General features: G+C 59.8%; 21 protein-coding genes. 15 read left to right on the top strand and 6 right to left on the bottom strand.

All coding sequences use genetic code 11. From position 1 onward, the window contains the following. Positions 1-66: 66 nt before the first annotated feature. From ACN0VH_RS16010 to ACN0VH_RS15995, 4 genes are all read right to left on the bottom strand, one after another. Positions 67-1,431 carry an ATP-binding protein gene (locus ACN0VH_RS16010; RefSeq protein WP_417701230.1) on the bottom strand — a complete coding sequence of 455 codons (1,365 nt, stop codon included), beginning with the start codon at positions 1,429-1,431 and terminating at the stop codon, positions 67-69. Next, positions 1,428-2,105 carry a response regulator transcription factor gene (locus ACN0VH_RS16005; RefSeq protein ID WP_278923937.1) on the bottom strand — a complete coding sequence of 226 codons (678 nt, stop codon included), beginning with the start codon at positions 2,103-2,105 and terminating at the stop codon, positions 1,428-1,430. Before ACN0VH_RS16005 ends, ACN0VH_RS16010 begins: the two co-directional genes overlap by 4 nt. A 13-nt stretch (positions 2,106-2,118) precedes the next feature. After that, positions 2,119-2,712 carry a DUF6134 family protein gene (locus ACN0VH_RS16000; protein WP_417701228.1) on the bottom strand — a complete coding sequence of 198 codons (594 nt, stop codon included), beginning with the start codon at positions 2,710-2,712 and terminating at the stop codon, positions 2,119-2,121. Positions 2,713-2,884: 172 nt separating this feature from the next. Further along, positions 2,885-3,829, bottom strand: coding sequence for a LysR family transcriptional regulator (locus ACN0VH_RS15995; protein WP_278923939.1), 945 nt, complete (start codon positions 3,827-3,829; stop codon positions 2,885-2,887). A 90-nt stretch (positions 3,830-3,919) separates the two neighbouring features. Between ACN0VH_RS15995 and ACN0VH_RS15990 the strand changes: the two genes are divergently transcribed. From ACN0VH_RS15990 to ACN0VH_RS15975, 4 genes are read left to right on the top strand one after another with little or no spacing between them, the layout of a single operon-like run. Beyond that, complete coding sequence (locus ACN0VH_RS15990; protein WP_417701226.1) at positions 3,920-4,879, top strand: TAXI family TRAP transporter solute-binding subunit; 960 nt, start codon at positions 3,920-3,922, stop codon at positions 4,877-4,879. A 1-nt stretch (position 4,880) separates the two neighbouring features. Further along, on the top strand, positions 4,881-6,740 hold the full coding sequence (locus tag ACN0VH_RS15985) for a TRAP transporter permease (protein WP_417701224.1): 1,860 nt from the start codon (positions 4,881-4,883) through the stop codon (positions 6,738-6,740). Further along, positions 6,737-8,035 (top strand): acyclic terpene utilization AtuA family protein, encoded by a 1,299-nt coding sequence (locus ACN0VH_RS15980; protein ID WP_278923942.1) that lies wholly within the window; start codon positions 6,737-6,739, stop codon positions 8,033-8,035. The genes ACN0VH_RS15985 and ACN0VH_RS15980 overlap by 4 nt, the downstream gene beginning before the upstream one ends. Next, positions 8,022-8,333, top strand: a complete 312-nt coding sequence (locus tag ACN0VH_RS15975) for an AtuA-related protein (protein ID WP_232401882.1) — start codon at positions 8,022-8,024, stop codon at positions 8,331-8,333. Before ACN0VH_RS15980 ends, ACN0VH_RS15975 begins: the two co-directional genes overlap by 14 nt. Positions 8,334-8,385: 52 nt before the next feature. On the opposite strand, the gene ACN0VH_RS15970 is transcribed toward ACN0VH_RS15975, so the two are convergent. Next, entirely contained in the window at positions 8,386-9,303 is a 918-nt protein-coding gene (locus tag ACN0VH_RS15970) for a LysR family transcriptional regulator (RefSeq protein WP_278923943.1), read from the bottom strand. A 146-nt stretch (positions 9,304-9,449) separates the two neighbouring features. Here ACN0VH_RS15970 and chvE point away from each other — a divergent pair, with 146 nt between their 5' ends. From chvE to ACN0VH_RS15915, 11 genes are all read left to right on the top strand, one after another. Then, entirely contained in the window at positions 9,450-10,502 is a 1,053-nt protein-coding gene (chvE, locus tag ACN0VH_RS15965; RefSeq protein ID WP_278923944.1) for a multiple monosaccharide ABC transporter substrate-binding protein, read from the top strand. A 66-nt stretch (positions 10,503-10,568) separates the two neighbouring features. After that, positions 10,569-12,089 carry a multiple monosaccharide ABC transporter ATP-binding protein gene (gene mmsA / locus ACN0VH_RS15960; protein ID WP_278923945.1) on the top strand — a complete coding sequence of 507 codons (1,521 nt, stop codon included), beginning with the start codon at positions 10,569-10,571 and terminating at the stop codon, positions 12,087-12,089. A gap of 11 nt (positions 12,090-12,100) precedes the next feature. Further along, positions 12,101-13,336 (top strand): multiple monosaccharide ABC transporter permease, encoded by a 1,236-nt coding sequence (mmsB, locus tag ACN0VH_RS15955; protein WP_278923946.1) that lies wholly within the window; start codon positions 12,101-12,103, stop codon positions 13,334-13,336. 1 nt (position 13,337) lies between these two features. Next, positions 13,338-15,080 carry an L-arabinonate dehydratase gene (araD, locus tag ACN0VH_RS15950; protein WP_417701219.1) on the top strand — a complete coding sequence of 581 codons (1,743 nt, stop codon included), beginning with the start codon at positions 13,338-13,340 and terminating at the stop codon, positions 15,078-15,080. Then, positions 15,080-16,009: a Gfo/Idh/MocA family protein gene (locus ACN0VH_RS15945; RefSeq protein ID WP_417701217.1), complete on the top strand. Its 930-nt coding sequence runs from the start codon at positions 15,080-15,082 to the stop codon at positions 16,007-16,009. Before araD ends, ACN0VH_RS15945 begins: the two co-directional genes overlap by 1 nt. A 7-nt stretch (positions 16,010-16,016) precedes the next feature. Continuing rightward, positions 16,017-17,027, top strand: coding sequence for an aldose epimerase family protein (locus ACN0VH_RS15940; RefSeq protein WP_417701215.1), 1,011 nt, complete (start codon positions 16,017-16,019; stop codon positions 17,025-17,027). 17 nt (positions 17,028-17,044) lie between these two features. Continuing rightward, positions 17,045-17,962, top strand: coding sequence for a dihydrodipicolinate synthase family protein (locus tag ACN0VH_RS15935; RefSeq protein ID WP_417701213.1), 918 nt, complete (start codon positions 17,045-17,047; stop codon positions 17,960-17,962). A gap of 13 nt (positions 17,963-17,975) precedes the next feature. Next, the gene (locus tag ACN0VH_RS15930; RefSeq protein ID WP_278923951.1) at positions 17,976-19,490 is read left to right on the top strand and encodes an aldehyde dehydrogenase (NADP(+)); all 1,515 of its coding nucleotides are present in this window, start codon (positions 17,976-17,978) and stop codon (positions 19,488-19,490) included. 3 nt (positions 19,491-19,493) lie between these two features. Then, the gene (locus ACN0VH_RS15925) at positions 19,494-20,396 is read left to right on the top strand and encodes a 2-dehydro-3-deoxygalactonokinase (protein WP_417701211.1); all 903 of its coding nucleotides are present in this window, start codon (positions 19,494-19,496) and stop codon (positions 20,394-20,396) included. Continuing rightward, a complete protein-coding gene (locus ACN0VH_RS15920; RefSeq protein ID WP_417701209.1) occupies positions 20,393-21,001 on the top strand; it encodes a 2-dehydro-3-deoxy-6-phosphogalactonate aldolase in 609 nt (202 codons plus the stop codon). Before ACN0VH_RS15925 ends, ACN0VH_RS15920 begins: the two co-directional genes overlap by 4 nt. Then, positions 20,998-21,849 carry an SMP-30/gluconolactonase/LRE family protein gene (locus ACN0VH_RS15915; protein ID WP_417701207.1) on the top strand — a complete coding sequence of 284 codons (852 nt, stop codon included), beginning with the start codon at positions 20,998-21,000 and terminating at the stop codon, positions 21,847-21,849. Before ACN0VH_RS15920 ends, ACN0VH_RS15915 begins: the two co-directional genes overlap by 4 nt. A gap of 38 nt (positions 21,850-21,887) precedes the next feature. Here the strand turns inward: ACN0VH_RS15915 and ACN0VH_RS15910 are convergent, their stop codons facing one another. Beyond that, entirely contained in the window at positions 21,888-22,454 is a 567-nt protein-coding gene (locus ACN0VH_RS15910) for a hypothetical protein (RefSeq protein ID WP_417701205.1), read from the bottom strand. Position 22,455: the final 1 nt, after the last annotated feature.

Genomic DNA, 22,455 nt, shown 5'->3' with positions numbered 1-22,455 from the left:
GTGCCTTGTTTTGACGTGTTGAGGCAGCATCGCGCGCCTGACTTACATGAGACTTACAGCAAGGGCCTAGGGATCAGAATTAAAGATAAAGGAGAAAACACTGCCGCCGCCGGTACGGTCTGCAATGCTGACCGTTGCGTTATGGCAGTCTGCCACGGATTTGACGATGGCCAGCCCTATTCCCGATCCGCTCTCTGTCGCATGGGGTTGGATGCCACGGTTGAACCGCTCAAACAGGGCTGTTTTTAGCGGGTCCGGCACGCCCGGTCCCCGGTCCAGGACCCGCCAGCCGGCCGGGTTTGACAAGATCTCTATTTCCACTTCGCTGTGTACAGCCGTGTAGTGCAGGGCATTCGCGATGAGATTGCCAAGCGCAATGGCCAAGAGGCCGGCGTTGCCGACGACCTCTGCCTGTTCGGCACCGGTGACGGACAAACTGCGCCCCGCGCGCAGGGCATCCTGCACATAGTTCTTTGCGGTTTCGACGGCAACGGTGTGCAAATCCACAGTTCCAAAACCGGTCAGAGGGGCGGAATCGGCCCGCGCCAGATCAATCAGCTGACTGAAGATTCGGTCGATCTGGTCTGCGTCCTGTGACAATGTTTGTTTGAGTGCCGCGTCCTCGATCCGGTCAATGCTGGACCTGAGCACTGCAATCGGTGTGCGGATTTCATGTGCTACATTCGACGAGAAATCCCGCTGCGCCTTGTATCCCTGTTCCAGGCGGTCAAAGGCCTTGTTTACATCTGCGACCAGTGGAACAAATTCAGCGGGCAGCCGGTCGGCATCAAGTCGGCGGCTGGCGGCAAGCGGACCAATCTCGCGTGCCTGTTCTGACAGGGCGCGCAGCGGCGCCAGTGATCTGCGGGTTGCCAACAAGGCTGCCGTAATCACCATCAGGACGCCAAGGGCACCCCACCAGATCTCTTCTTCGATTTCGTGCAGCAGTTTGGAAAATTGGGTCTCGTTGTTTCCCTTGGGATAGGTCGAGACCAGAACAAATATGTCCTGTTCCATGATGATCGCCCGCAGACCCAGGCCGACGCGTTCACCCGGTAACGTGACCGCGCGCGGTTTGCCCAGTTCCAGTGCTGCGAGTTGCTGCCAGATTCTATCCGATGCTTCTGCCCCGACAACGGGGCTGCCACCTCCGGTAAAGACAGTATAGCGAAAGTTCCCGTTGATCCCCCTAAACCGCAAGGCGTCGGGGTTCAGCCCAAAACTTGCGCTGGTTGGGTCGATCTGGCCGATGACCTCCCTGGCTTCTTCGATCATTGCCTCCCGGAGGTTCTCTTCGAGGTGTTCTTTGAACTCTTTGATCAGTACCAAACCGGCGAGGAGCAAACACAGGATCAACGCCGCCATGATGTTCAGCAGCAGCCCGCGTTTCAACGATCTTTGTGGCCCGAATAGAAACGCCCACAGGCTCATGCCAGACGTTCCTTGAGGACGTAGCCGATGCCACGCAGATTGTTGATTTCGATAGAGGCCCCCTTTTCGGCCAGCTTTTTGCGGACCCGGTGGGTCAGGACCTCAATTGCATTGGGCGTCGCCGCATCATCAAAACCATAAAGCGCGTTTTCAATGGCGTCTTTGGTGATGACCCTATCGGAGCGGCGCAGGAACAGCTCCAGCAATGCAAGCTCGCGTCTGGAGAAGGCGCAGGTCGTGCCCGCAATCGCCAGTGACCGATCTGCGGTTTCAAAGGTCACGTTCCCACATGTCAGGGTCACCCCAAGCGCCCCACCGGGGCGACGCAGCACGGCGCTAATGCGCGCGATAAGTTCGGCAACCGCAAAGGGTTTGACCAGATAGTCGTCAGAGCCTGTATTCAGCCCCTTGATGCGATCCTCCAATGCATCCCGCGCGGTGCAGATGATCACAGGCAATTGCGGATTGATCTGTTTGATCTGTGGCAGCAATTCCAGGCCATCGCGGTCCGGCAAGCCGAGGTCCAGAATAACCGCGTCATAGTCAAAGCTCCTGGCTGCATGCAGGGCATCGTCTGCTGTGTGGACCAGGTCGACGACGAAACCTGCATCACGCAAACTGGCGCTCGTGTTGAGCGCCAGTTTGTCGTTGTCTTCGATATATAGAAGCCGCATTTATTAGATCGCCCTATTTCCGAATGTATATAACCGTTGACCCATCATCCGCCTTGAACGCGACCTGTGCAAGGATGCCGTCAGCGTCATACCAAAGGTCACGCGCCAGATCGCCGGACACGCGGTAGTGATGTGCCGGGACACTCCCCGCTTTGGTTTCTACGGTGTCTGCGCCCAGATCGGCGACACGTACCGTCATGATCTTGCCATCAATGGTGTTCATCAGCTTGCTGCTGCGCAGGATATCATCGTTCCAAAGGCTGGCGGGCAAAGCCCCCTTGTTCGCAGTTTGCAAGCTGTGAGGCGCGCCATCATCATTTGTTGCTGAACTCAGTTCCTGCAACTTGCCGCCTTTCCACCTCTCTACACTGGTGTGTTTGAAGCTATAGGCGGTGGTTCTGATCAAAGGCACCTTTACCACAATGTCCGTCGCCACCTTCACAGTCAGTGCGCCGCCGCCACCGGAAAAACTGTAGCTGTGATCGCCAATATCCTTGCCTTTGCGCATGACGTCAAAGGCCAGTTTTCCATTTGAGGGGACCGAGAGGGCGTGAACAGGTGCGGCCAAGGCGACGGCAATCCCGGCGACCAGTGCAAGAAGACGCATATCAAACTCCATTGTTGTGCTGCGATTTGCGCTTCAATGGAGGGCGAGCCTTACAAGAGACTTACAAACGATCTCCCCCTGAACATGCCGCTGTGCCGTGAAACGGGCAAGGCAGCGGTCAAAGATTTCGCTGGTGTTGTGCCCGCCGGGAAAAGACCCGGATATGATCTGTTCAGTCGGTCCCTTTGTCCGAACCGCCGACAGGCAATGGCTTGGTGTTGACAGGCGTTTCCAACAAGACCTCTAGAAATGCACTGGCTGCCGGTGAGAGGGATCGCCCGGTTTGACGCACCAGTCCGATCCGCCGCCGGGCCCCGAAACCGATGATGGATCGCTGGACAAGGCGTTCGGTCGGCAAAATCGGTAGTGTCAATTCCGGCAGCGCCGTAATGCCCAACCCCTCGGCCACCAATGCACCGGCCGTTGCAAGATGCGCGACCTCAAACCGCGGCGACAGCGGCCGGTTCAGTCGAAGGCAGGCGCTGTCCAGCAATTCACGTACGGATGTGCCCTGTGCCATTGCGATGAACGGCATCTCTACCAGTTCCGACCAATCGTATGTCCGGTCTTCCGCAAGCGGCCCATCGGGTGCCCCAATCGCAACAAAGGCATCATCCATCACTGGCTGAAACGCGAGCCGAGACCGTGTTGACAGCGTTCCCGCAGTAAAGCCGATTTCTGCGCGCCCGGTTTCAATAACCTCGATCACGCTTTCAGATAGCGCATCAATGATTTTCAGGTCGATGTCCGGATACTTCGATGTAAAACGGCGCAGGACCTGGGGTAAAAAGGCCGCCGTGACAGAGGGCAGCCCGGCAATGGTCAGCTGCCCATGCCGCGCCGAAAGGTGCGCGTCGAATTCTGCATAGGCATCCTGGGCGGTGTGAACCATACGCGCTGCGATACGGGCAAGCACAGCGCCGCTGGTGGTCAGCCTGACATTGCGGGTATCCCGGTCAAAAAGGCGGGTGCCGAGCTGATCCTCAAGCGCCGAAATGTGGCGAGAGAGCGCAGATGGCGATATGCGAAGCGTCTCGGCGGCGGCGCGGAAGGATCCGGTTTCTTGCAGTGTCAGCACCGCAGTGTAGTCAGACAAAGACATATTGTTGCGTTTCATGCATCAATTATTCCAGAATCAGCCATTTTCGCAACAGGTAATTCATTGCATGATCGCCTGGCCCCCATAGGGCATCCAAGGGAGGAACTCATGAAACACAAAATCGCCGCGCTTTTTGGCGCAACTTTGCTGGCATCGCCACTGGCCGCGCAGGAAACTGACCTGCTGATCGGCTCTACCTCGGCATCGTCGAGCCACTACGGATATTTTGTTGCAGTAGGCCAACTGATCAATGAAAACACCGAAGGGCTGAAAGCCTCTGTGGTTGAAACAGGCGCGACGCTGGACAACATCCGCCGCATGGGTCGCGGACAGATTGACCTTGGCCTGGTGACGACAAATGCCGTGCAGCACGCCGTATCGGGCACCAACGCCTTTGAAGGCAATGCGCAAGACCTGCGCCTGCTGTGGGTGTACACCAACGCGCCGCAAAACGTCGTCGTTCGCGCCGATGCTGATGTCGATAACCTGGAGGGGCTGGCAGGAAAGCGGTTCAACCCTGGCATCAAGGGTGGATCGACCGAAGCGACAACCGAAGCCGTGTTCAAAGCGCTTGATCTCAGCGCCGATTACGTGCGCGGCTCGACAACCGATATTGTCGGCGCAATCAAGGACAACCGCCTTGTGGGCTATGTCAAATCGGGTTCGGGTCCAAAGCTTGACGGGTCCACCATGGATATCGCAGTTTCGACAGATATTTCGGTTCTTGGCTTGAGCCCGGAACAGGCTGAAACCCTGCGGGCAGATATGCCGGATATTTCCGTCGTGGATATTCCAGCAGGCGCTGCTGATGGTATCCCTGCGTATAGCACCTGGGCCTTTGGGGTTGGGGTCGCTGCGCCTGCATCAATGGACGACGAAACGGCTTATCAAATTGTTTCTGTCATCATGGCCGACAAGACCGCACAGGCCAATGCCATGGCTGCGCTTGCGGGGGCGAACCTGGCCCAGATGACTTTGGATTATGGCACCGTGCCGTTGCATCCGGGGGCCGCGCGCTGGTTCGAAGAACAGGGCATGGAGCTTCCTGCCAAGTTGATGGCCAAGTGATATGACCCTTGCGAATATTCAAAAAGGGCTTGCCATATTGGTAGGAGCCTTCGTTTTCTACACAGCGGCAAGCGGTCCGTTCGAAGGGCTGATCCAGCGCGCGCTTTTCCTCGCGTTGGTGTCCTCTTTGGGTTTCGCGCTTTACCCGTTGGGCGCTGGTACCCGCTGGCGTCCGATTGGTGTGGCAATTGATCTTGCGCTTTGCAGCCTTGTGCTGATCGCTTGTGGTTATGTCGTTTGGAACTACGACGAAATAATGACCTCGCTGCCCTGGGCCACAACCATAGACAAAGTGCTGACTGCAGGGCTTGTGCTGGCGGTGCTGGAGCTTGGGCGGCGCACCGTGGGACTGATCTTTCCGGTCCTCGTTCTGGTGGGGCTGGGCTATGCTCTGTTTGGCAATTTGCTGCCTGGTGCCCTGCGTCATCGCGGTTTTGATACGGCCTTTGTGACCGAGACGATCTTTCTTGGGGATCTTGGGATCTGGGGCATGTTGACGGGGGTGGCGGCAACGGTCATCGCCGCCTTCGTCCTGTTCGGGGCGCTTTTGCTGCATACCGGGGGTGGGCAGGCCTTCATGGATCTTGCCATGCGCCTTGGCGGCCGTCAGCCCGGTGGGGCGGCCAAGATCGCAACCATTGCAAGTGGCCTGTTCGGGATGATCTCTGGCTCGGCGGTGGCAAATGTCGCGACCACGGGCAACTTTACCATTCCGATGATGATCCGGCTTGGCTATCCGCGGCCCTTCGCAGCCGCAGTAGAGGCCGTGGCGTCGACAGGGGGGCAGATCGCGCCGCCAATCATGGGGGCTGCGGCCTTCGTCATGGCGGAAATTCTGGGCCTTCCCTACACCACAATTATCCTTGGGGCGATCATTCCGGCTGTCCTGTTCTATGCCTCGGTCTTTGTTACCGTGCATTTTGTCGCCCTGCGCCGTGGCCTTGCGGTTGTGCCCGAAGACGAGCTGCCTGCCTGGGCCACCATCCTGTCGCCGCGTCGCGTGGCACCGATCCTTTGTGCGCTGGGTGGGCTTGGCATTGGTATCTGGCTTGGCCGGTCGATTGCCACCGCCGCGTTTTATGGTGTCATTGGGCTGTTGATCGCATTCATTGCAACCGAAGCGGGCCGCCTGTCCCCGCGTGCGATGATCGGCAAGGTCATCAACGGGTTGGAAGACGCCGGAAAAGGCATGGTCATCATCGGCGTGCTCTTGGCGGGTGCGCAGGTGCTGGTGTCGATGATCAACCTGACGGGCATCGGCGTGACCCTGTCATCCCTGATCGTGTCGATGGCGGGCGACAGCGTGCCGATGGTTGCGGTAATCGTGGGTTTTGTCTGCCTGATCATGGGCATGGGCCTGCCGACCACCGCCGCCTATGTTCTGGTTGCAGCCGTGCTGGCACCCGCCATGACAGCCGTGGGTGTTGACCCCTTGGCGGCCCATCTCTTTGTGTTCTATTTCGCCACGATTTCCGTCATCACGCCCCCTGTCTGTGTGGCAGTCTTTGTTGGGGCTGGCATCGCAAACACCAACTGGCTCCCGGCTGCGGGGCACGCTGTGCGCCTTGGCGCGGTGACCTATCTTGTGCCCTTCCTGCTGCTGCTCTTTCCGGGCATGTTGTTTCAAGGCGGCCCGACCGCGATAGCGGAAGCGATCCTGGCGGGGGCAGTGCTGGTGCTTGCGGTGCCGACGCTGCTGACAGGATCGCCGCTTGTCGGAAACCGGCTGATCGATACGGCTTTGCTTCTTGTTGTGATTGCCCTGGCAATCTGGCCCCATCCAATCACCCCTGTCATTGCCCTTGCCGTATATTTCGGCGCCCGCAGGCTGGGCCAAAGGCACAAGGAGGTCTTGGCATGAAACCCTTCAGAATTGGCTGTGGCGCGGGATTTCAAGGGGACCGGATCGAACCGGCCGCCGATCTTGCAAATCGCGGGGCGCTGGATGTTCTGGTCTTTGAATGTCTGGCCGAACGCACCATCGCACTGGCGCAAAAGGCGCGGCTTGACGATCCTGACGCGGGCTATGATCCGCTGCTTGAACGTCGCCTGCGCGCAACCCTGCCGGGCTGTGCAAGACACGGCACCAAGATTATCACGAACATGGGTGCGGCCAATCCGGGCGCCGCAGCGAAAAAAGCGCGCGCCATTGTGGCCGATCTTGGGCTGTCACTGAAAGTTGCGATGGTGACGGGGGACGATGTCTCTGATCAGATCGCAGATTTCATCCTTGACGAAACCAAGCAACCCGCCTCGGCGCTGGGGCAACGCATGGTTTCGGCAAATGCCTATATCGGCATTTCCGGCATTGTCGCGGCGCTGGAGCAGGGGGCTGACATTGTTATATGCGGGCGTGCGTCTGATCCTGCACTGTTCCTGGCGCCTTTGGTGCATCACTTTGGCTGGGCGATGGACGATTACCAAAAGCTTGGGCGCGGTACATTGATTGGCCACCTGCTTGAATGTTCGGCGCAGATTACCGGCGGGTATTTTGCGGATCCGGGCGTCAAGGATGTACCAGACCTTGCCAATATCGGCTTTCCCTTGGCCGAGGTAACAGCAGATGGCAACGCAGTTGTAACCAAGCTTGCGAATACCGGCGGGATTGTCACCCCGGCCACCTGTACTGAACAGCTGCTTTATGAAATCCATGATCCGGCGCGCTATCTGCAGCCGGATGTCGTGGCGGATTTCTCGAAAGTGACCTTCGAAGCCGTTGGCAAGGATCGCGTGGCGGTACGCGGTGCAACGGGCCAGCCCCCGACCGGGCAGCTCAAGGTTTCGGTTGCCTACCGGGATGGCTGGCAAGGCGAGGGGCAAATTTCGTACATGGGAAGCAATGCCCGCGCCCGCGCCGATCTGGCGAGGTTCATTCTGGATCAGCGCCTGACCGCATCGGACATCGACGAACGCCTTGGCCACCTGATCGGCAGCGAAGAAGACATGCGCCTGCGCTATACCGCGCGCTGCACCAGTGCCGCCACCGCCCGTTCGATCGGCGAAGAGGTGGAATCGCTCTACCTATGCGGCCCGGCAGCAGGGGGGGGCGTTTCGAAATCAGTGCGGGAAATCATCGCCATTGCCTCGACATTGATGCCTTCGCATCGTGTTCAATTGCGCGCTGATATCTTGGGAGTGAACCATGAAGCTGCATGAACTTGCGCACGGCCGAACCGGGGATAAAGGGGATACCTCCAATATATCCATTATCGCCTACCGCGCAGAGGATTTTGATCGTTTGCTTGCCGAGATTTCAGCCGAACGTGTCGCCGCCTATCTCAATCAGCCGACCAGCGCAGTGTCACGCTATGTGTTGCCGCAGCTTTGCGCCATGAATTTTGTCCTTAAAGGTGCCCTGAAAGGCGGGGTCACAAGATCCCTGGCACTGGATGCGCATGGCAAATGTCTCTCTTCGGTGCTGCTTGAAATGTCGTTGACCTCTGACAGCGCGTAAGCACCCGCGCCCCCTCACCCTGGGGGCACGGGCTGTCCTGAGTTGCCCGGGCCTAGATTCTGCGGAATGTTTCCTGGATGACCTGTTCGGCCACGGGGGAAAGCTGGCGGTCTTGCTGGACGATCACAAAAAACGGCGAGACCAGAATATCTTCGACGAGATCCAGCCGCGTGACATTGACGTCCAGCCCAGAGCCGGTCAGCAGCTCTGCGACCTCGTAGGATTGCGGCGCGATGGCGGTTGACCCCTGCAAGAGCGCCAGCGCCACAAGCAGGGATGACGTGTTGGTGACCTGGGTCGGCCGCTTGACGCGATTGGCGTAGAAGGCCGCCTCAACCGCTGCGCGGATTGGTGTGCCACGGTCTTGAATGACCCATTCGAAATCGGCCAGATCGCGCAGGCGGAGCGCCTTGCGCCCGGCCAGGGGGTGGTCGCGGCAGACCAGCATGGAGACCACCTCGTTGCGGGCAGGATGAATGCGGTAGTGGTGGCCGCTGTCGTCGGGCGGAGGCCGGGCGATGATGAAATCGAAATTGCCCTCGTCCAGCCCGCGCAGCAAGGTGGCTGAGGGCGCGACCTCGACGGTGAATTCTATCTCTGGGGCCAGTTCACGGATGGCGCGGATCACCGGAACGACCATGCCCACCGCTGGGCCCGTCACCGTGCCGATGCGTACTGATCCCGTGCGGCCGTCGGTGACGTGTTGCACATCGGTTTCCAGCCTGTCGAAACTCTGGAGGATCTGCCGGGCGTGGCGCACAACAGTTTCGCCGATCGCGGTTGTTGCCATGCCTTTGGCGTGGCGGGTGAACAGTGGCGCGCCGACAAGGGTTTCGATTTCAGAGAGCATTCGCGATGCCGCAGGTTGCGATATTGCGATTTCTTCGGCGGCGGATTGAAGCTTGCCTGTCTCTGCGACCCGCAGGATCAGGCGCAGATGAGAGGTCTTGAGACGGCGTGCAATCGACATGAGCATATCACCTTTGGTATGATCTGGGCGAATATTAGAATTTTACTGTTATGTAAACCTGCCTTACCCATGCGGCGAGCCTAATCGCTCGGAATGAGGAAACGCGCGATAGATATATAAATGACCGCGCATTTTGGGAGGAAACCATGAAACTCACCCGCCTGCTTATCACAGCGGCGGCGTCGGCACTCGTGTCGACTGCTGCCTTCGCTGAAGGAACCGTTGGTATCGCAATGCCGACCAAATCGTCTGCGCGGTGGATCTCGGACGGCAATTCGATGGTGGAACAGTTCGAAGCTGCTGGCTATGGCACCATCTTGCAATATGCCGAGGATGACATCCCCAACCAGCTGGCCCAGATTGAAAACATGATCACCAACGGCGTTGATGTTCTGGTGGTTGCCGCGATCGACGGTACAACGCTTTCGAACGCGCTGGAAAACGCCCATTTCGCCGATATCAACGTCATCGCCTATGACCGGCTGATCCGCGACAGTGAATATGTTGACTACTACGCCACCTTCGACAATTTCAAAGTTGGCGTTCAGCAGGCGACATCGCTGGTTGACGGGCTGAAAGACCGCTTTGGCGATGGCCCCTATAATGTCGAGCTGTTTGGTGGTTCGCCCGACGATAACAACGCCTATTTCTTTTACAATGGCGCGATGTCGGTCCTGCAGCCGCTGATCGACGCGGGGACCGTCAATATTGTGTCCGGCCAGATGGGTATGGAAACCGTCGGCACCCTGCGCTGGGATGGCGCGGTGGCGCAGGCCCGCATGGATAATCTTCTCTCGGCCCATTACACCGAAGCCCAGGTGCATGGTGTCCTCGCCCCCTATGATGGCCTGTCGATTGGGATCATCTCGTCGCTCAAGGGGGTGGGCTATGGTTCGGATGATCTGAAAATGCCGATCATCACCGGCCAGGATGCTGAACTGCGCTCGGTCAAGTCGATGCTGGCAGGCGAGCAATATTCGACCGTTTTCAAAGACACGCGTGAGCTTGCCCGGGTGACTGTGGGCATGGTTGATGCGCTGCTCAAAGGTGGCGAGCCTGAGATCAATGACACCAAGACCTATGACAATGGCGTCAAGATCATCCCAAGCTACCTGCTGGAGCCGGTCTCTGTCGACATGTCGAACTGGGAAGAGGTGATCATCGGGTCCGGTTACTACACGATGGATGAAGTCCAGTAACCTGGTTTCCCTTTGGTTCTGTCCGCTTGCGGGCGGGCAGGGCTATTCAATCATGGAGGTAGGGCTATGAACGCGCTACTCGAGATGCGCTCGATCACCAAGGAATTTCCTGGGGTCAAGGCGCTCGATTCGGTGAACCTGGCCGTAAAGCAGGGCGAAATTCATGCACTCGTCGGGGAAAACGGCGCTGGCAAATCTACATTGATGAAGGTGCTATCCGGTGTTTATGCGGCGGGAAGCTATGAGGGCGAAATTCACTATGACGGCGCGCTGGCCGAATTTTCCGGCATCTCGGATTCCGAAGCGCGTGGCATTATCATCATTCACCAGGAACTGGCTCTGGTGCCGCTGCTGTCGATTGCCGAAAATCTCTTTCTTGGCAATGAACACGCGGTTGGTGGCATTGTCGACTGGCGTGAAACCAATCGCCGCACCGAAGAGCTTCTGCGCAAGGTCGGGCTGTCAGAACCGCCCAGCGCGCTGGTTGATGCGCTGGGCGTGGGCAAACAGCAGTTGGTCGAGATTGCCAAGGCGCTGTCGAAAGAAGTTCGCCTGCTGATCCTCGACGAACCCACTGCCGCGCTCTCGGAAAGTGATAGCCAGGCGCTGCTGGATCTGATGCTTGAATTGAAAGAACAGGGCGTCACCCAGATCATCATCAGCCACAAGCTGAATGAGGTGCGCCGCGTGGCCGATACCGTGACCGTTATTCGCGATGGCACCAGCGTTTCTATCATGGAGGCCGAAAAGGGCGAAATCACCGAAGACCGCATCGTGCGTGACATGGTGGGCCGTGACATGGCCGACCGCTACCCTGGGCGCGCCCGCCGGGCGGGTGAAACGCTGATGGAGGTCAAAGGCTGGAACGTCTGGCACCCGCAGCATAGCGAGCGGCAGATGATCAATGACGTCAATCTGGCGGTGCGCGCCGGCGAAGTCGTCGGTATTGCCGGGCTGATGGGGGCGGGGCGCACTGAACTGGCGATGAGCATCTTTGGCCAGTCCTACGGCCGCAACATATCCGGCAGCGTCGAAATGAAGGGCACCCCGGTTGATGTGAGCTCGGTCTCCAAGGCGATCAAGGCCGGGTTGGCCTATGTCACCGAAGATCGCAAATCGCTGGGTCTGGTTCTTGATGAAACCATTCAGCGCAACATCACCTTGGCCAATCTGCCTGAGGTATCGCGCAACATGGTCCTGAACGAAGCCCGCGAAACGCAGGTGGCAGAAGACTACCGGTCGGCGCTGAACATTCGAACCCCCAGCGTGTTTCAGAAGGTTATGAACCTGTCAGGCGGCAACCAGCAAAAAGTTGTGCTGTCCAAGTGGTTGTTTGCGCAGCCCGAGGTACTGATCCTGGACGAACCAACCCGCGGCATTGATGTCGGGGCCAAATTTGAAATTTACGGCATCATCAACGACCTTTCGGCCCAGGGCAAAGGAGTCGTGATGATTTCCTCCGAGATGCCCGAACTTCTGGGCATGTGTGACCGTATCTACGTAATGAACGAAGGCTCCTTCGTCGGCGAACTCTCAGCCGAAGACGCCAGCCAAGAGCGCATCATGTCGCTCATCGTGACCGAATAGGAGACAGCAAAATGGAACTTGCAGAAGGCACCGCAGGGGCCCCCAAGAAACTGGGGATCAAGGAATACCTCGTGCGGCATATGCGTGAATATGGTCTCTTGTTTGCCCTGATCGCGATCATGGCGTTTTTCCAGATCGTCACCAATGGCACGCTGTTGAAGCCGGTGAACGTGACCAATCTGCTGTTGCAGAACAGCTATATCATCATCATGGCGCTGGGGATGCTGATCGTCATTGTCAGCGGCAATATTGACCTGTCGGTGGGCTCTGTCATGGGGTTTGTCGGGGCGCTGGCCGCCGTGATGATCGTCGAATGGGAACTCTCTACCGGGGTCACCATGGTGACCTGCCTTGTGGCGGGCGGCCTGATTGGTGCGGCGCAGGGCTATTGGATCGCCTATTGGAAGATCCCCTCCTTCATCGTTACGCTGGCGGGGATGCTGGTGTTTCGCGGCCTGTCGCTCTGGCTGCTGGAAGGCCAATCCCTGGGCCCGTTCCCGCGTGAATTCCAGATGATATCAAACGGATTTGTGCCGGATATTTTCCCATCATGGCTGTCCTCGGGGCTGGCGGGTCTGCTGGATGCCAAGCGGGTGAATGTGCTGTCGCTTTCGACGGGGCTGGTCGCGGCAGGGCTGATCACCTGGATGGGCATGAAGTCACGCGCCCAGAACCGCGCCTATGGCATGGAGGTAGAGCCAAGTGCCTTCTTCTATGCGCGGATCGGGATCACCTCGCTGGCGCTGATCTTCATTTTCTACAAGCTGTCGACGTTTCGCGGTCTGCCCAATGTGCTTTTGACCATGGGTGTGCTGACCCTCATCTATGCCTTCTTCACAGAGCGTACCGTCACCGGCCGTCGCATCTATGCCCTGGGTGGCAACGAAAAGGCCGCCAAGCTGTCGGGCATCAAGACCGAGCGTCTGACCTTTCTGGCCTTTGCCAACATGGGGGTTCTGGCCGCAGCGGCGGGCATGGTCTTTGCCGCACGGCTGAACTCGGCCACGCCCAAAGCAGGCTTTGCGCTTGAACTGGATGTGATCGCGGCTGTCTTCATTGGTGGTGCCTCTATGTCGGGCGGTGTCGGCAAGATCGTCGGCGCGGTTGTCGGGGCCTTCCTTATGGGCGTGCTGAACAACGGCATGTCGATCCTTGGCATTGGCATCGACTACCAGCAGGTGATCAAGGGGCTGGTGCTGCTGGCTGCCGTGATCTTCGATGTTTACAACAAATCAAAGCAGGCCTGATATGATATTCAAACCCGCAAAATGGCCCCGCAAGCTGCGCTCTGCCGAATGGTACAGTGGCAGCACCAAGGATGTGATCTACCATCGCGGCTGGATGAAGAACCAGGGCTATCCGGACGATCTGTTTGATGGTCGCCCCGTGATCGGCATCCTGAACACCTGGTCGGACATGACGCCCTGCAACGGCCACCTGCGCGAACTGGCTGAAAAGGTGAAGGCCGGCATCTGGGAGGCCGGGGGCTTTCCGCTGGAGGTGCCTGTCTTCTCGGCCTCGGAAAACACGTTTCGCCCTACGGCGATGATGTTTCGCAACCTTGCGGCGTTGTCGATCGAAGAACAGATCCGTGGGCAGCCGATGGATGGCTGCGTGCTGATGGTCGGCTGTGACAAGACCACACCCTCGCTGCTGATGGCTGCGGCGTCCTGCGATCTGCCCTCTATCGTGGTGACGGGTGGGCCGATGCTGAACGGCTGGTTCCAGGGTGAACGTGTAGGCGCAGGCACCCATCTGTGGCGCTTTTCCGAGGCGGTCAAAGCCGGGGAAATGACGCAGGAGGAATTCCTGTCCGCAGAGTCTGCGGTGACCCGTTCTTCCGGCACCTGCAACACCATGGGCACAGCCTCCTCTATGGCGTCTATGGCCGAAGCGCTGGGCATGGCCCTGTCCGGGAATGCCGCGATCCCGGCTGTCGACAGCCGCCGCCGCGTGATGGCGCAGCTTTCGGGGCGGCGCATCGTGCAGATGGTCAAAGACGATCTCAAACCCTCTGACGTGCTGACCCGCGCGGCCTTTGAAAACGCCATCCGCTGCAACGGCGCGGTGGGGGGGTCAACCAATACGGTGGTGCATATGCTGGCCATCGCCGGCCGTGTCGGCATCGACATCACCCTTGACGATTGGGACCGCTGCGGCCGTGACATTGCCACCATCCTGAATCTGCAACCTTCGGGCAAATACCTGATGGAAGAGTTTTTCTATGCCGGTGGCCTTCCGGTTGTTCTGAAACGGCTGGCAGAGGCGGGGAAGCTGCATAAGGACGCGCTGACCGTTTCGGGGGAAACCGTCTGGGATGAAATCAAGGACGCGGTCAACGGGAACGAGGATGTGATCCTGCCCATTGACAAACCGCTGACGGAGAAAGGCGGTATTGCCGTTCTCAAGGGTAATCTTGCCCCGAAGGGCGCGATCCTGAAACCTTCGGCGGCCTCTGCCCACTTGATGCAGCATCGCGGTCGGGCAGTCGTTTTTGAAGATATCGACGACTACAAGGCCAAGATCAACGATGATGCGCTGGATATCGACGAGACCTGCATCATGGTGCTGAAGAACTGCGGCCCAAAGGGCTATCCCGGCATGGCCGAGGTGGGCAACATGGGGCTTCCCCCCAAGGTGCTGAAGAAGGGGATCACTGATATGATCCGCATTTCGGATGCGCGCATGTCCGGCACCGCCTATGGCACCGTGATCCTGCACACCTCGCCCGAGGCGGCGGCTGGTGGCCCGCTGGCGGTGGTACAGAGCGGTGACATGATCGAGGTCGATGTGGAAAACCGTCGCCTGCATCTGGATATTTCCGATGCCGAACTGGCCGAGCGCCTGTCCAATTGGCAGCCAAGCCACGAAACGGCGGCCTCCGGCTATGCCTGGCTACATCAGGCCCATGTCGAGGGTGCCGATACCGGCGCTGATCTCGACTTTCTCAAGGGGTGCCGTGGGGCGCCGGTCGGAAAGGATTCGCATTGATGAAAATTGCACTTGTAGGCATTGGCAAGATTGCTGTGGATCAGCATGTTCCGGCCATAGCCGCTGCGCCGGATTGGGATCTTGCCGCCACCGTATCACGCCAGGGCACAGTTGATGGCGTTCCCGCCTTCACCGATCTGGATGCAATGCTGAAGGACTGTCCCGACATTCGTGTCGTGTCGCTTTGTCTGCCGCCGGTGCCGCGCTTTGTTGCGGCCCAGGCCGCGATCCGTGCCGGGCGGCATGTCATGCTGGAAAAGCCGCCAGGCGCAACGCTGTCGGAATGCCACGCGCTGGAATCCCTGGCGCGGGCGCAGCGGGTTTCGCTCTTTGCGACCTGGCATTCGCGTGAAGCAGCAGGCGTGGCAGGTGCCAAGGCATGGTTGGCCGACAAGACCCTGCGCCGCCTTAGGGTGACCTGGAAAGAAGACGTGCGCCGCTGGCATCCTGGCCAGGACTGGATTTGGCAACCCGGCGGGCTGGGCGTCTTTGATCCGGGCATCAACGCCCTGTCGATCGTGACAGAGATCCTGCCCGACCCTATCCATGTGACCAGTGCGGTTCTGCAGGTGCCTGAAAACTGCCAGACTCCGATCGCCGCCTCGGTTGGGTTTTATCATCCGCAAGGGGCCGAGATTACGGCCGAGCTGGATTTCCTGCAGCAAGGCGAACAGATCTGGACCATCGAGGCAGAGACGGATCAGGGCACACTGGTGCTCTCCGGTGGCGGCGCAAGGCTGACCATCAATGGCAAAGAAACGCTGGAGGACACCGGCTTTAGCCTGACGGGGGAATATCCCCGGCTCTATGCGCGCATGGCGCAGGTTGTCGGCGATGGCGACATTGATATGGATCTGTCCCCGATGCGCCATGTGGCAGATGCCTTTACGCTGGGGCGGCGGGTGTCTGTCGCACCGTTCATCGAGTGAGCACAGCATGCGGCACCCACCCGTTGAAACCTTTGGCACGACGCCCGGCGGCGATCCCGTTCATCTTCTGCGTTTGGAAAACGGCGGCAGCCGTGCCGCAGTGATGAGCTGGGGCGCAAGCCTGCAGGATTACCGCGTGCAGGGCTGGGGGGCTCCGGTCATTCTTGGCAGTCCGGATTTTTCCGCCTATCTGGGGCCTTTGCTGCATTGCGGGGCCATTGCAGGCCGTGTTGCCAACCGGATCGCCAAGGGGCGCGCAATGCTGCAGGGCCGCGTGGTTGCACTGGATCGCAACGAAAACGGCAAGACCTGTCTGCATGGCGGTGCCCGTGGCACCAGTCTGCGCAATTGGACCATTGCCGAACATGACAGCGCGCAGGTGGTGCTGAAGGTCACGCTGCCTGATGGCGAAGGTGGCTTTCCCGGCAGGCTCGACATTACCGCGCGCTATGCGCTGGAAGAGGACGGCGCATTGCGCCTGACGCTCAGCGCCCGAACCGATGCACCGACATTTTGCAATCTGGCCCATCACGCCTATTGGAGCTTTGCCCCCGAGGATGGCCTGCAACACCATGACCTGACCCTGCCCGCCGATAGCTACCTGCCGGTTGATGCGGATCTGATCCCGCTTGGACCGCCCGCGTCGCTGGACGGGACGCGGTTTGATTTCCGCAAGCCACGGGCGGTCAAACGCGCGGGTGATGCGCTGCTGGATCACAACTTTTGCTTTGCCGAACCGACACAGGCGTTGCGCCCTCTGTGCTGTCTTGACTATGGCCCCATGCGGCTTGAGGTCGAGGCGGATAGCCCTGGCTTGCAGATTTATGAGGGCGCGCATCTTGATACGGGGCTGGCGGCCACGCTCACTGGTATGCCCTATGGCGCCAATGCCGGCGTAGCGATCGAACCGCAGGCCTGGCCCGACGCGCCCAATCATCCCGAATACCCGGATATCCGGCTGAACCCGGATGAGACCTATCGCCAGGTCTCGCGGTTTCATCCGCATGTCCGCGACTGACATCCAAGGAGACAGATATGAAGAAAACACTGACTGGCATTCTGCCCGTTGCCCCAACTCCCTTTCATGCCGATGGCCGTATCGACGAAGACGGGATGCGTCGTGTTCTTGACTGCATGATCGATCAGGGGGTCGATGCGATCTGCATCCTGGCCAATTATTCCGAACAGTTCCTGTTGTCGGATGAAGAACGCGCCACCCTGACCAGGCTGAGCCTTGAACATGTGGCAGGCCGGGTGCCGGTAATCGTGACGATCAGCCATTTTTTCACCGGTATCGCGGTGGCGCGCGCGCACGAAGCGCAGGAGATGGGCGCGGCGATGGTGATGATGATGCCCCCCTATCACGGGGTCGGGCTGGTCCCCGGGGAGACAGGGATCCATGAACATTTTCAGGCCGTTTCGGATGCGATCAACATCCCGATCATGGTGCAGGACGCGCCGCTGTCTGGTGTGTCGCTGCCAGTGCCGTCGCTGGTCAAAATGGCGCGCGAGATCGAAAATGTCAGCTATTTCAAGATCGAAACGCCTTTTGCTGCCGATAAACTTGCGGCGCTGATCGAGGCTGGCGGCGATGATATCGTCGGCCCGTTTGACGGTGAAGAAGCGGTAACACTGCTGGCCGATCTTGATGCGGGGGCAACCGGAACCATGACCTCGGCACTGCAGCCAGAACTGATCCGGCCAATCGTCATGCGCTATCTTGATGGCGATCACGACGGGGCGCTGGCGCAGTGGAAACTGTGCCTGCCGCTGATCAACCATGAAAACCGCCAATGCGGTCTGCGCGCGGCGAAGACCGTGATGATGGCTGGCGGCGTGATCGGATCCGACCATGTCCGCCATCCACTGAAGCCGATGAGCGAAAGAACAAAAACCAGACTCTTGCAACTTGCTGGTGAGCTTGATCTGATCTCGCTTCGCTGGGGCAAATAAGGAAACCAGGAACATGACATTTCAAGCACATGGAAAACATCTGATCGCAGGCGATTGGGTGGCAAGTGCCACGACATTCACTTCCGATCCCGCAGATGGTCCGGCCCGAAACTTCAGCCTCGGCACACCCGAGGATGTCGACCGCGCCTGCAATGCCGCGGAAGAAGCCTTCTGGTCCTACGGGTATTCCACCCGCGCTGAGCGGGCCGCCTTGCTGAACGCGATTGCCGACGAGATCGAGGCACGCGGCGATGCCATCACCGAAATCGGCATACAGGAAACCGGCCTGCCAGAGGCCCGCTTGCAGGGCGAACGTGGCCGAACCACCGGCCAGTTGCGCCTGTTTGCGGCGCATATTCTCAAGGGGGACTATCTGGATCGTCGCCATGACACCGCGCAGCCGGATCGTGCGCCGCTGCCGCGGCCTGATCTCAAACTGGTGCAGCGGCCCATTGGCCCGGTGGCTGTCTTTGGCGCCTCCAACTTCCCGCTGGCCTTTTCCACTGCAGGCGGTGACACCGCTGCCGCGCTTGCAGCCGGCTGCCCTGTTGTTGTCAAAGGCCATCCGGCCCACCCCGGCACCGGCGAAATCATCGCCGAGGCAATTCATGCCGCTATCGCCAGTTGTGGTGTGGCACCGGGGGTCTTTTCGCTGATCCAAAGCAATACGCGCGATGTCGGAGAGGCCCTGGTACAGCACCCGCTGATCAATGCGGTGGGCTTTACCGGTTCGCTCGGCGGTGGGCGCGCGCTGTTTGATCTTTGTGCCGCGCGGCCTGTTCCAATCCCTTTCTTTGGGGAGTTGGGCAGCGTCAATCCGATGTTCCTGTTGCCGGTCGCGCTGCAGGCCCGTGGCGGCGATATCGCCGCTGGCTGGGCCGGCTCGCTGACCATGGGTGCCGGGCAGTTCTGCACCAATCCGGGCATTGCCATCGTCATCGACGGCGCGGATGCAGATGCCTTTACCACGGCGGCGATCAAGGCGCTGGAGCCGGTCGGCGCGCAAACGATGCTTACCGATGGGATTGCCAGTGCCTACCGCGCCGGGCGCGATCGTCTGGCCGCCAGTGCAGGGGTGCAGGAACTGCTGACTTCCACCTGCGATCAGCGCAATGCGACGCCCTATCTGTTCGCCACAACCGGCGCAGAATGGCTTGCCAATCACGCGCTGGGGGAAGAGGTCTTTGGCCCGCTCGGCCTGATTGTCCGGGTCGCGGATGAGGCCGAAATGCTGAAGGTGGCGCAGTCCCTGGAAGGCCAGCTGACCTGCACGCTGCACATGGACAGCGGCGACACCGGCCTTGGGCAAAAGCTGATGCCCGTGCTGGAGCGCAAGGCTGGCCGTGTCATGGCCAACGGTTTTCCAACCGGCGTCGAGGTCTGCGAGGCGATGGTCCATGGTGGGCCATACCCTGCCTCGACCAATTTTGGCGCAACCTCGGTGGGCACCTTTGCGATCCGTCGCTTCCTGCGGCCTGTCTGCTATCAGAATGTCCCCCATACGCTGCTGCCAAGCGATCTGGACTGACATATGGCTAAAGCACACTGGATCGCCGCCGACTGGGGCACCTCACGCCTGCGCCTTTGGGCGCTGGATGGCTTGGATCAGGTTGTCGGCGATGCGGCGTCCGACAGGGGCATGGGGCGTTTGCAGCCAGATGCCTTTGAGGGCGCGCTGCTGGAACTGGCCGCGCCGTTCCTGGCCGAGGAAGGCCGCACCAAGGTGTTGATCTGCGGGATGGCCGGGGCGCGGCAGGGCTGGATCGAAGCGCCCTATGCCGCCGTGCCCTGCCTGCCGGCAAAGGGGCACACCGTCCGGGCTCCAACGCGGGATCCGCGCCTTGAAGTGCATATTCTGCCCGGGCTTTGCCAGATGGACCCGCCTGATGTCATGCGCGGCGAAGAGACCCAGATCGCCGGTATTCTGGCAGGGGATCCCGGTTTTGACGGCACGCTTTGCCTGCCCGGTACCCATTCTAAATGGGTGCGCGTTGCGGGTGGAGCGGTGCAGTCCTTCAACACGGCCATGACGGGAGAGCTGTTTGATCTGCTGTGCAACCAGTCAATCCTGCGGCATTCTCTTGACGCTGGCTGGGATGACGCGGTTTTTGCTGCGGCAATTACCACCTCTGCGGCGCAGCCCGCGCAGGTCTTTTCACAGCTGTTTGGGCTGCGGGCCGGGTCGCTTGTCGGCGGAGCGGCGCAAGATGCACCGCAGGCCCATCTGTCGGGCCTGCTGATCGGGGCCGAACTGGCGGCAATGCGCAACTACTGGCAGGGCAGGGCGGTGGCCGTGATTGGTGCCGATAACCTGGCCCGCTGCTATCATCGCGCACTTGCGCAGCTTGGCGGCGAGGTCACCACACTGCATGGGGTCGATCTGGCCCTGGAGGGGCTGAAAGCAGCCTATCGTCAACAAGAGGACAGCCCATGACACAGCGTAACCTTGTCGCCATCCTGCGCGGCGTGACGCCTGCCGAAGTGACAGAGATCGCCGAGCGGCTTATCGAGGCCGGTATCCTGCAGATCGAGGTGCCGCTGAACTCGCCGGACCCGCTGGAGTCTATCGCCCTGCTTGCACGGGCCTTTGGCGATACGGCGCTGATCGGCGCGGGCACGGTGCTAACCCCGCAGGATGTCGCGCGGGTGCAGGCGGCTGGCGGGCGGCTGATTGTGTCGCCCGACACCAACCCAGAGGTAATCCGGGCCAGCAAGGCGGCGGGTCTTGTGTCCTATCCCGGTGCCATGACCCCGACCGAGTGTTTTGTCGCGCTGCGGGCCGGGGCGGATGGGCTGAAGCTCTTTCCCGGTGCCCTGATCGGCCCGGCTGGGCTCAAGGCGGTGCGGGCGGTGCTGCCGCCGCAAACAACTGTATTGGCTGTTGGCGGCGCAGATCCTGACAGCTTTGCACAGTGGCGCGCGGCGGGGGCAGACGGGTTTGGCCTTGGTGCCGCGCTTTACCGTCCCGGCGACAGCGCGCAAGACGTGGCTATAAGGGCGCAAGAGGTGGTCGGCACCTATGACGAGGTGTTTGCATGACCAAGGCAGAGATTTTTGATAGCCGCGCCTGCGCGCTGGGTGAGGGGCCGCTTTGGCACCCTGAACGGCAGCAATTGTTCTGGTTCGATATTCTGGGCAAGCGGCTGTTGTCGCAGCTGGATGGCGCAGCGCTGGACTGGCAGTTTGACGAACATGTCTCGGCGGCGGGCTGGATTGATCGCGATAGGTTGATAATCGCCTCTGAAACCGGGCTTTTCACCTTTGATATCGCCAGCGGCAGCCGCAGCTTGCTGCACCCGCTGGAAGCCGAAAACCCGGTCACCCGGTCAAATGACGGGCGGGCCGACCCCTTGGGCGGCTTTTGGATTGGCACGATGGGCAAACAGGCCGAGCCGGAGGCCGGGGCGATTTATCGGCTCTACCAAGGGGAGCTTCGCAAACTGTTCGACGCGATCACGATCCCCAATGCGATCTGTTTTACCCCGGATGGCACCACCGCCTATTTCTGCGACACCCCCCGGGCAAAGATCATGCGCCAGCCGCTTGATCAGGCGGGCTGGCCAGTTGGTGACGCAACCGTCTTTGTCGACCTCGGCCCCGAGGCGCTGTTCCCTGACGGGGCGGTATGTGACGCCGAAGGCGCGCTTTGGAATGCGCAGTGGGGGGCTGGGCGCGTGGCGCGGTATTTGCCCGATGGCCAACTTGATCGCGTGGTTCATGTTGGCGGCAAGCACAGCTCTTGTCCGGTCTTTGGCGGTGCCGATTTTTCGCAGCTTTTTGTGACCACAGCGCGGCAGGGTCTACACGAGGCGGGACCGGGCGAGGGCTGCCTTTATCGCGCGGACACCAGCTACACGGGCTGCCCGGAAAACCGCGTCATTCTGTGAAACAACAGTGGCAATAGCCGCCCCGCGGGGGGCTGCGTCTACTTCATGACGGCGTCCATGCCGATGGCAGAGATAGTCCGGTAATAGATAAAGAGCACCAGCAAAAAGAAGGCGAACAATACCAGTTCATGCTTGAAATGGTGGGAATGAAAGAAGGCGCGATCTCGGTGGCGAATGACATCCATCAGCTCATCCCCGAAGCGGATCGACAGAAATGTGCCTAACCCGGACAGCATGATTATACCCCAATATGGGAATGGGTTCGTAAGTATGGTGTGCAAGAGTTCGGTGAGGACGGTCGTTTTATAGTAGCCAGGACCATAGAGCATCAGTGCTGCATTCAGGCCAAACGCCACAAGCCAGACGGCGATTTCCGAGACGACCATGCGAATGCCGAACAGCAATCGAAGGGGAAAATCCAGCAGGAACCCGGCATCGGCCACTGGCGTACACAGGACAAAGAAACTCCAGGTGATCAGTGCTGCTGCGCCGCCGGTTGCGATATCGTATTCGTAGCTGAGATAGCCAAAATACCCGACGAGAAGGCAGCAGAGGAGAAGGAACTTGATGAAAATCTGTCTGCTCGGTTTTGCTGTCATGTCCATG

The organism is Pseudophaeobacter sp., from assembly GCF_048267565.1.
Taxonomy (GTDB): domain Bacteria; phylum Pseudomonadota; class Alphaproteobacteria; order Rhodobacterales; family Rhodobacteraceae; genus Pseudophaeobacter; species Pseudophaeobacter profundi.
This window is presented reverse-complemented; position numbering and strand designations above follow the sequence as displayed.

Excerpts from the sequence above, each read along its gene's own strand:
- araD (WP_417701219.1), top strand. The coding sequence starts at position 13,338 with ATGATATTCAAACCCGCAAAATGGCCCCGCAAGCTGCGCTCTGCCGAA.
- ACN0VH_RS16005 (WP_278923937.1), bottom strand. The coding sequence starts at position 2,105 with ATGCGGCTTCTATATATCGAAGACAACGACAAACTGGCGCTCAACACG.
- ACN0VH_RS15980 (WP_278923942.1), top strand. The coding sequence starts at position 6,737 with ATGAAACCCTTCAGAATTGGCTGTGGCGCGGGATTTCAAGGGGACCGG.
- ACN0VH_RS15970 (WP_278923943.1), bottom strand. The coding sequence starts at position 9,303 with ATGTCGATTGCACGCCGTCTCAAGACCTCTCATCTGCGCCTGATCCTG.
- mmsB (WP_278923946.1), top strand. The coding sequence starts at position 12,101 with ATGGAACTTGCAGAAGGCACCGCAGGGGCCCCCAAGAAACTGGGGATC.
- ACN0VH_RS15975 (WP_232401882.1), top strand. The coding sequence starts at position 8,022 with ATGAAGCTGCATGAACTTGCGCACGGCCGAACCGGGGATAAAGGGGAT.
- ACN0VH_RS16000 (WP_417701228.1), bottom strand. The coding sequence starts at position 2,712 with ATGCGTCTTCTTGCACTGGTCGCCGGGATTGCCGTCGCCTTGGCCGCA.
- mmsA (WP_278923945.1), top strand. The coding sequence starts at position 10,569 with ATGAACGCGCTACTCGAGATGCGCTCGATCACCAAGGAATTTCCTGGG.
- ACN0VH_RS16010 (WP_417701230.1), bottom strand. The coding sequence starts at position 1,431 with ATGAGCCTGTGGGCGTTTCTATTCGGGCCACAAAGATCGTTGAAACGC.
- ACN0VH_RS15910 (WP_417701205.1), bottom strand. The coding sequence starts at position 22,454 with ATGGACATGACAGCAAAACCGAGCAGACAGATTTTCATCAAGTTCCTT.
- ACN0VH_RS15985 (WP_417701224.1), top strand. The coding sequence starts at position 4,881 with ATGACCCTTGCGAATATTCAAAAAGGGCTTGCCATATTGGTAGGAGCC.
- ACN0VH_RS15920 (WP_417701209.1), top strand. The coding sequence starts at position 20,393 with ATGACACAGCGTAACCTTGTCGCCATCCTGCGCGGCGTGACGCCTGCC.
- ACN0VH_RS15925 (WP_417701211.1), top strand. The coding sequence starts at position 19,494 with ATGGCTAAAGCACACTGGATCGCCGCCGACTGGGGCACCTCACGCCTG.
- chvE (WP_278923944.1), top strand. The coding sequence starts at position 9,450 with ATGAAACTCACCCGCCTGCTTATCACAGCGGCGGCGTCGGCACTCGTG.
- ACN0VH_RS15945 (WP_417701217.1), top strand. The coding sequence starts at position 15,080 with ATGAAAATTGCACTTGTAGGCATTGGCAAGATTGCTGTGGATCAGCAT.
- ACN0VH_RS15915 (WP_417701207.1), top strand. The coding sequence starts at position 20,998 with ATGACCAAGGCAGAGATTTTTGATAGCCGCGCCTGCGCGCTGGGTGAG.
- ACN0VH_RS15935 (WP_417701213.1), top strand. The coding sequence starts at position 17,045 with ATGAAGAAAACACTGACTGGCATTCTGCCCGTTGCCCCAACTCCCTTT.
- ACN0VH_RS15990 (WP_417701226.1), top strand. The coding sequence starts at position 3,920 with ATGAAACACAAAATCGCCGCGCTTTTTGGCGCAACTTTGCTGGCATCG.
- ACN0VH_RS15930 (WP_278923951.1), top strand. The coding sequence starts at position 17,976 with ATGACATTTCAAGCACATGGAAAACATCTGATCGCAGGCGATTGGGTG.
- ACN0VH_RS15940 (WP_417701215.1), top strand. The coding sequence starts at position 16,017 with ATGCGGCACCCACCCGTTGAAACCTTTGGCACGACGCCCGGCGGCGAT.
- ACN0VH_RS15995 (WP_278923939.1), bottom strand. The coding sequence starts at position 3,829 with ATGAAACGCAACAATATGTCTTTGTCTGACTACACTGCGGTGCTGACA.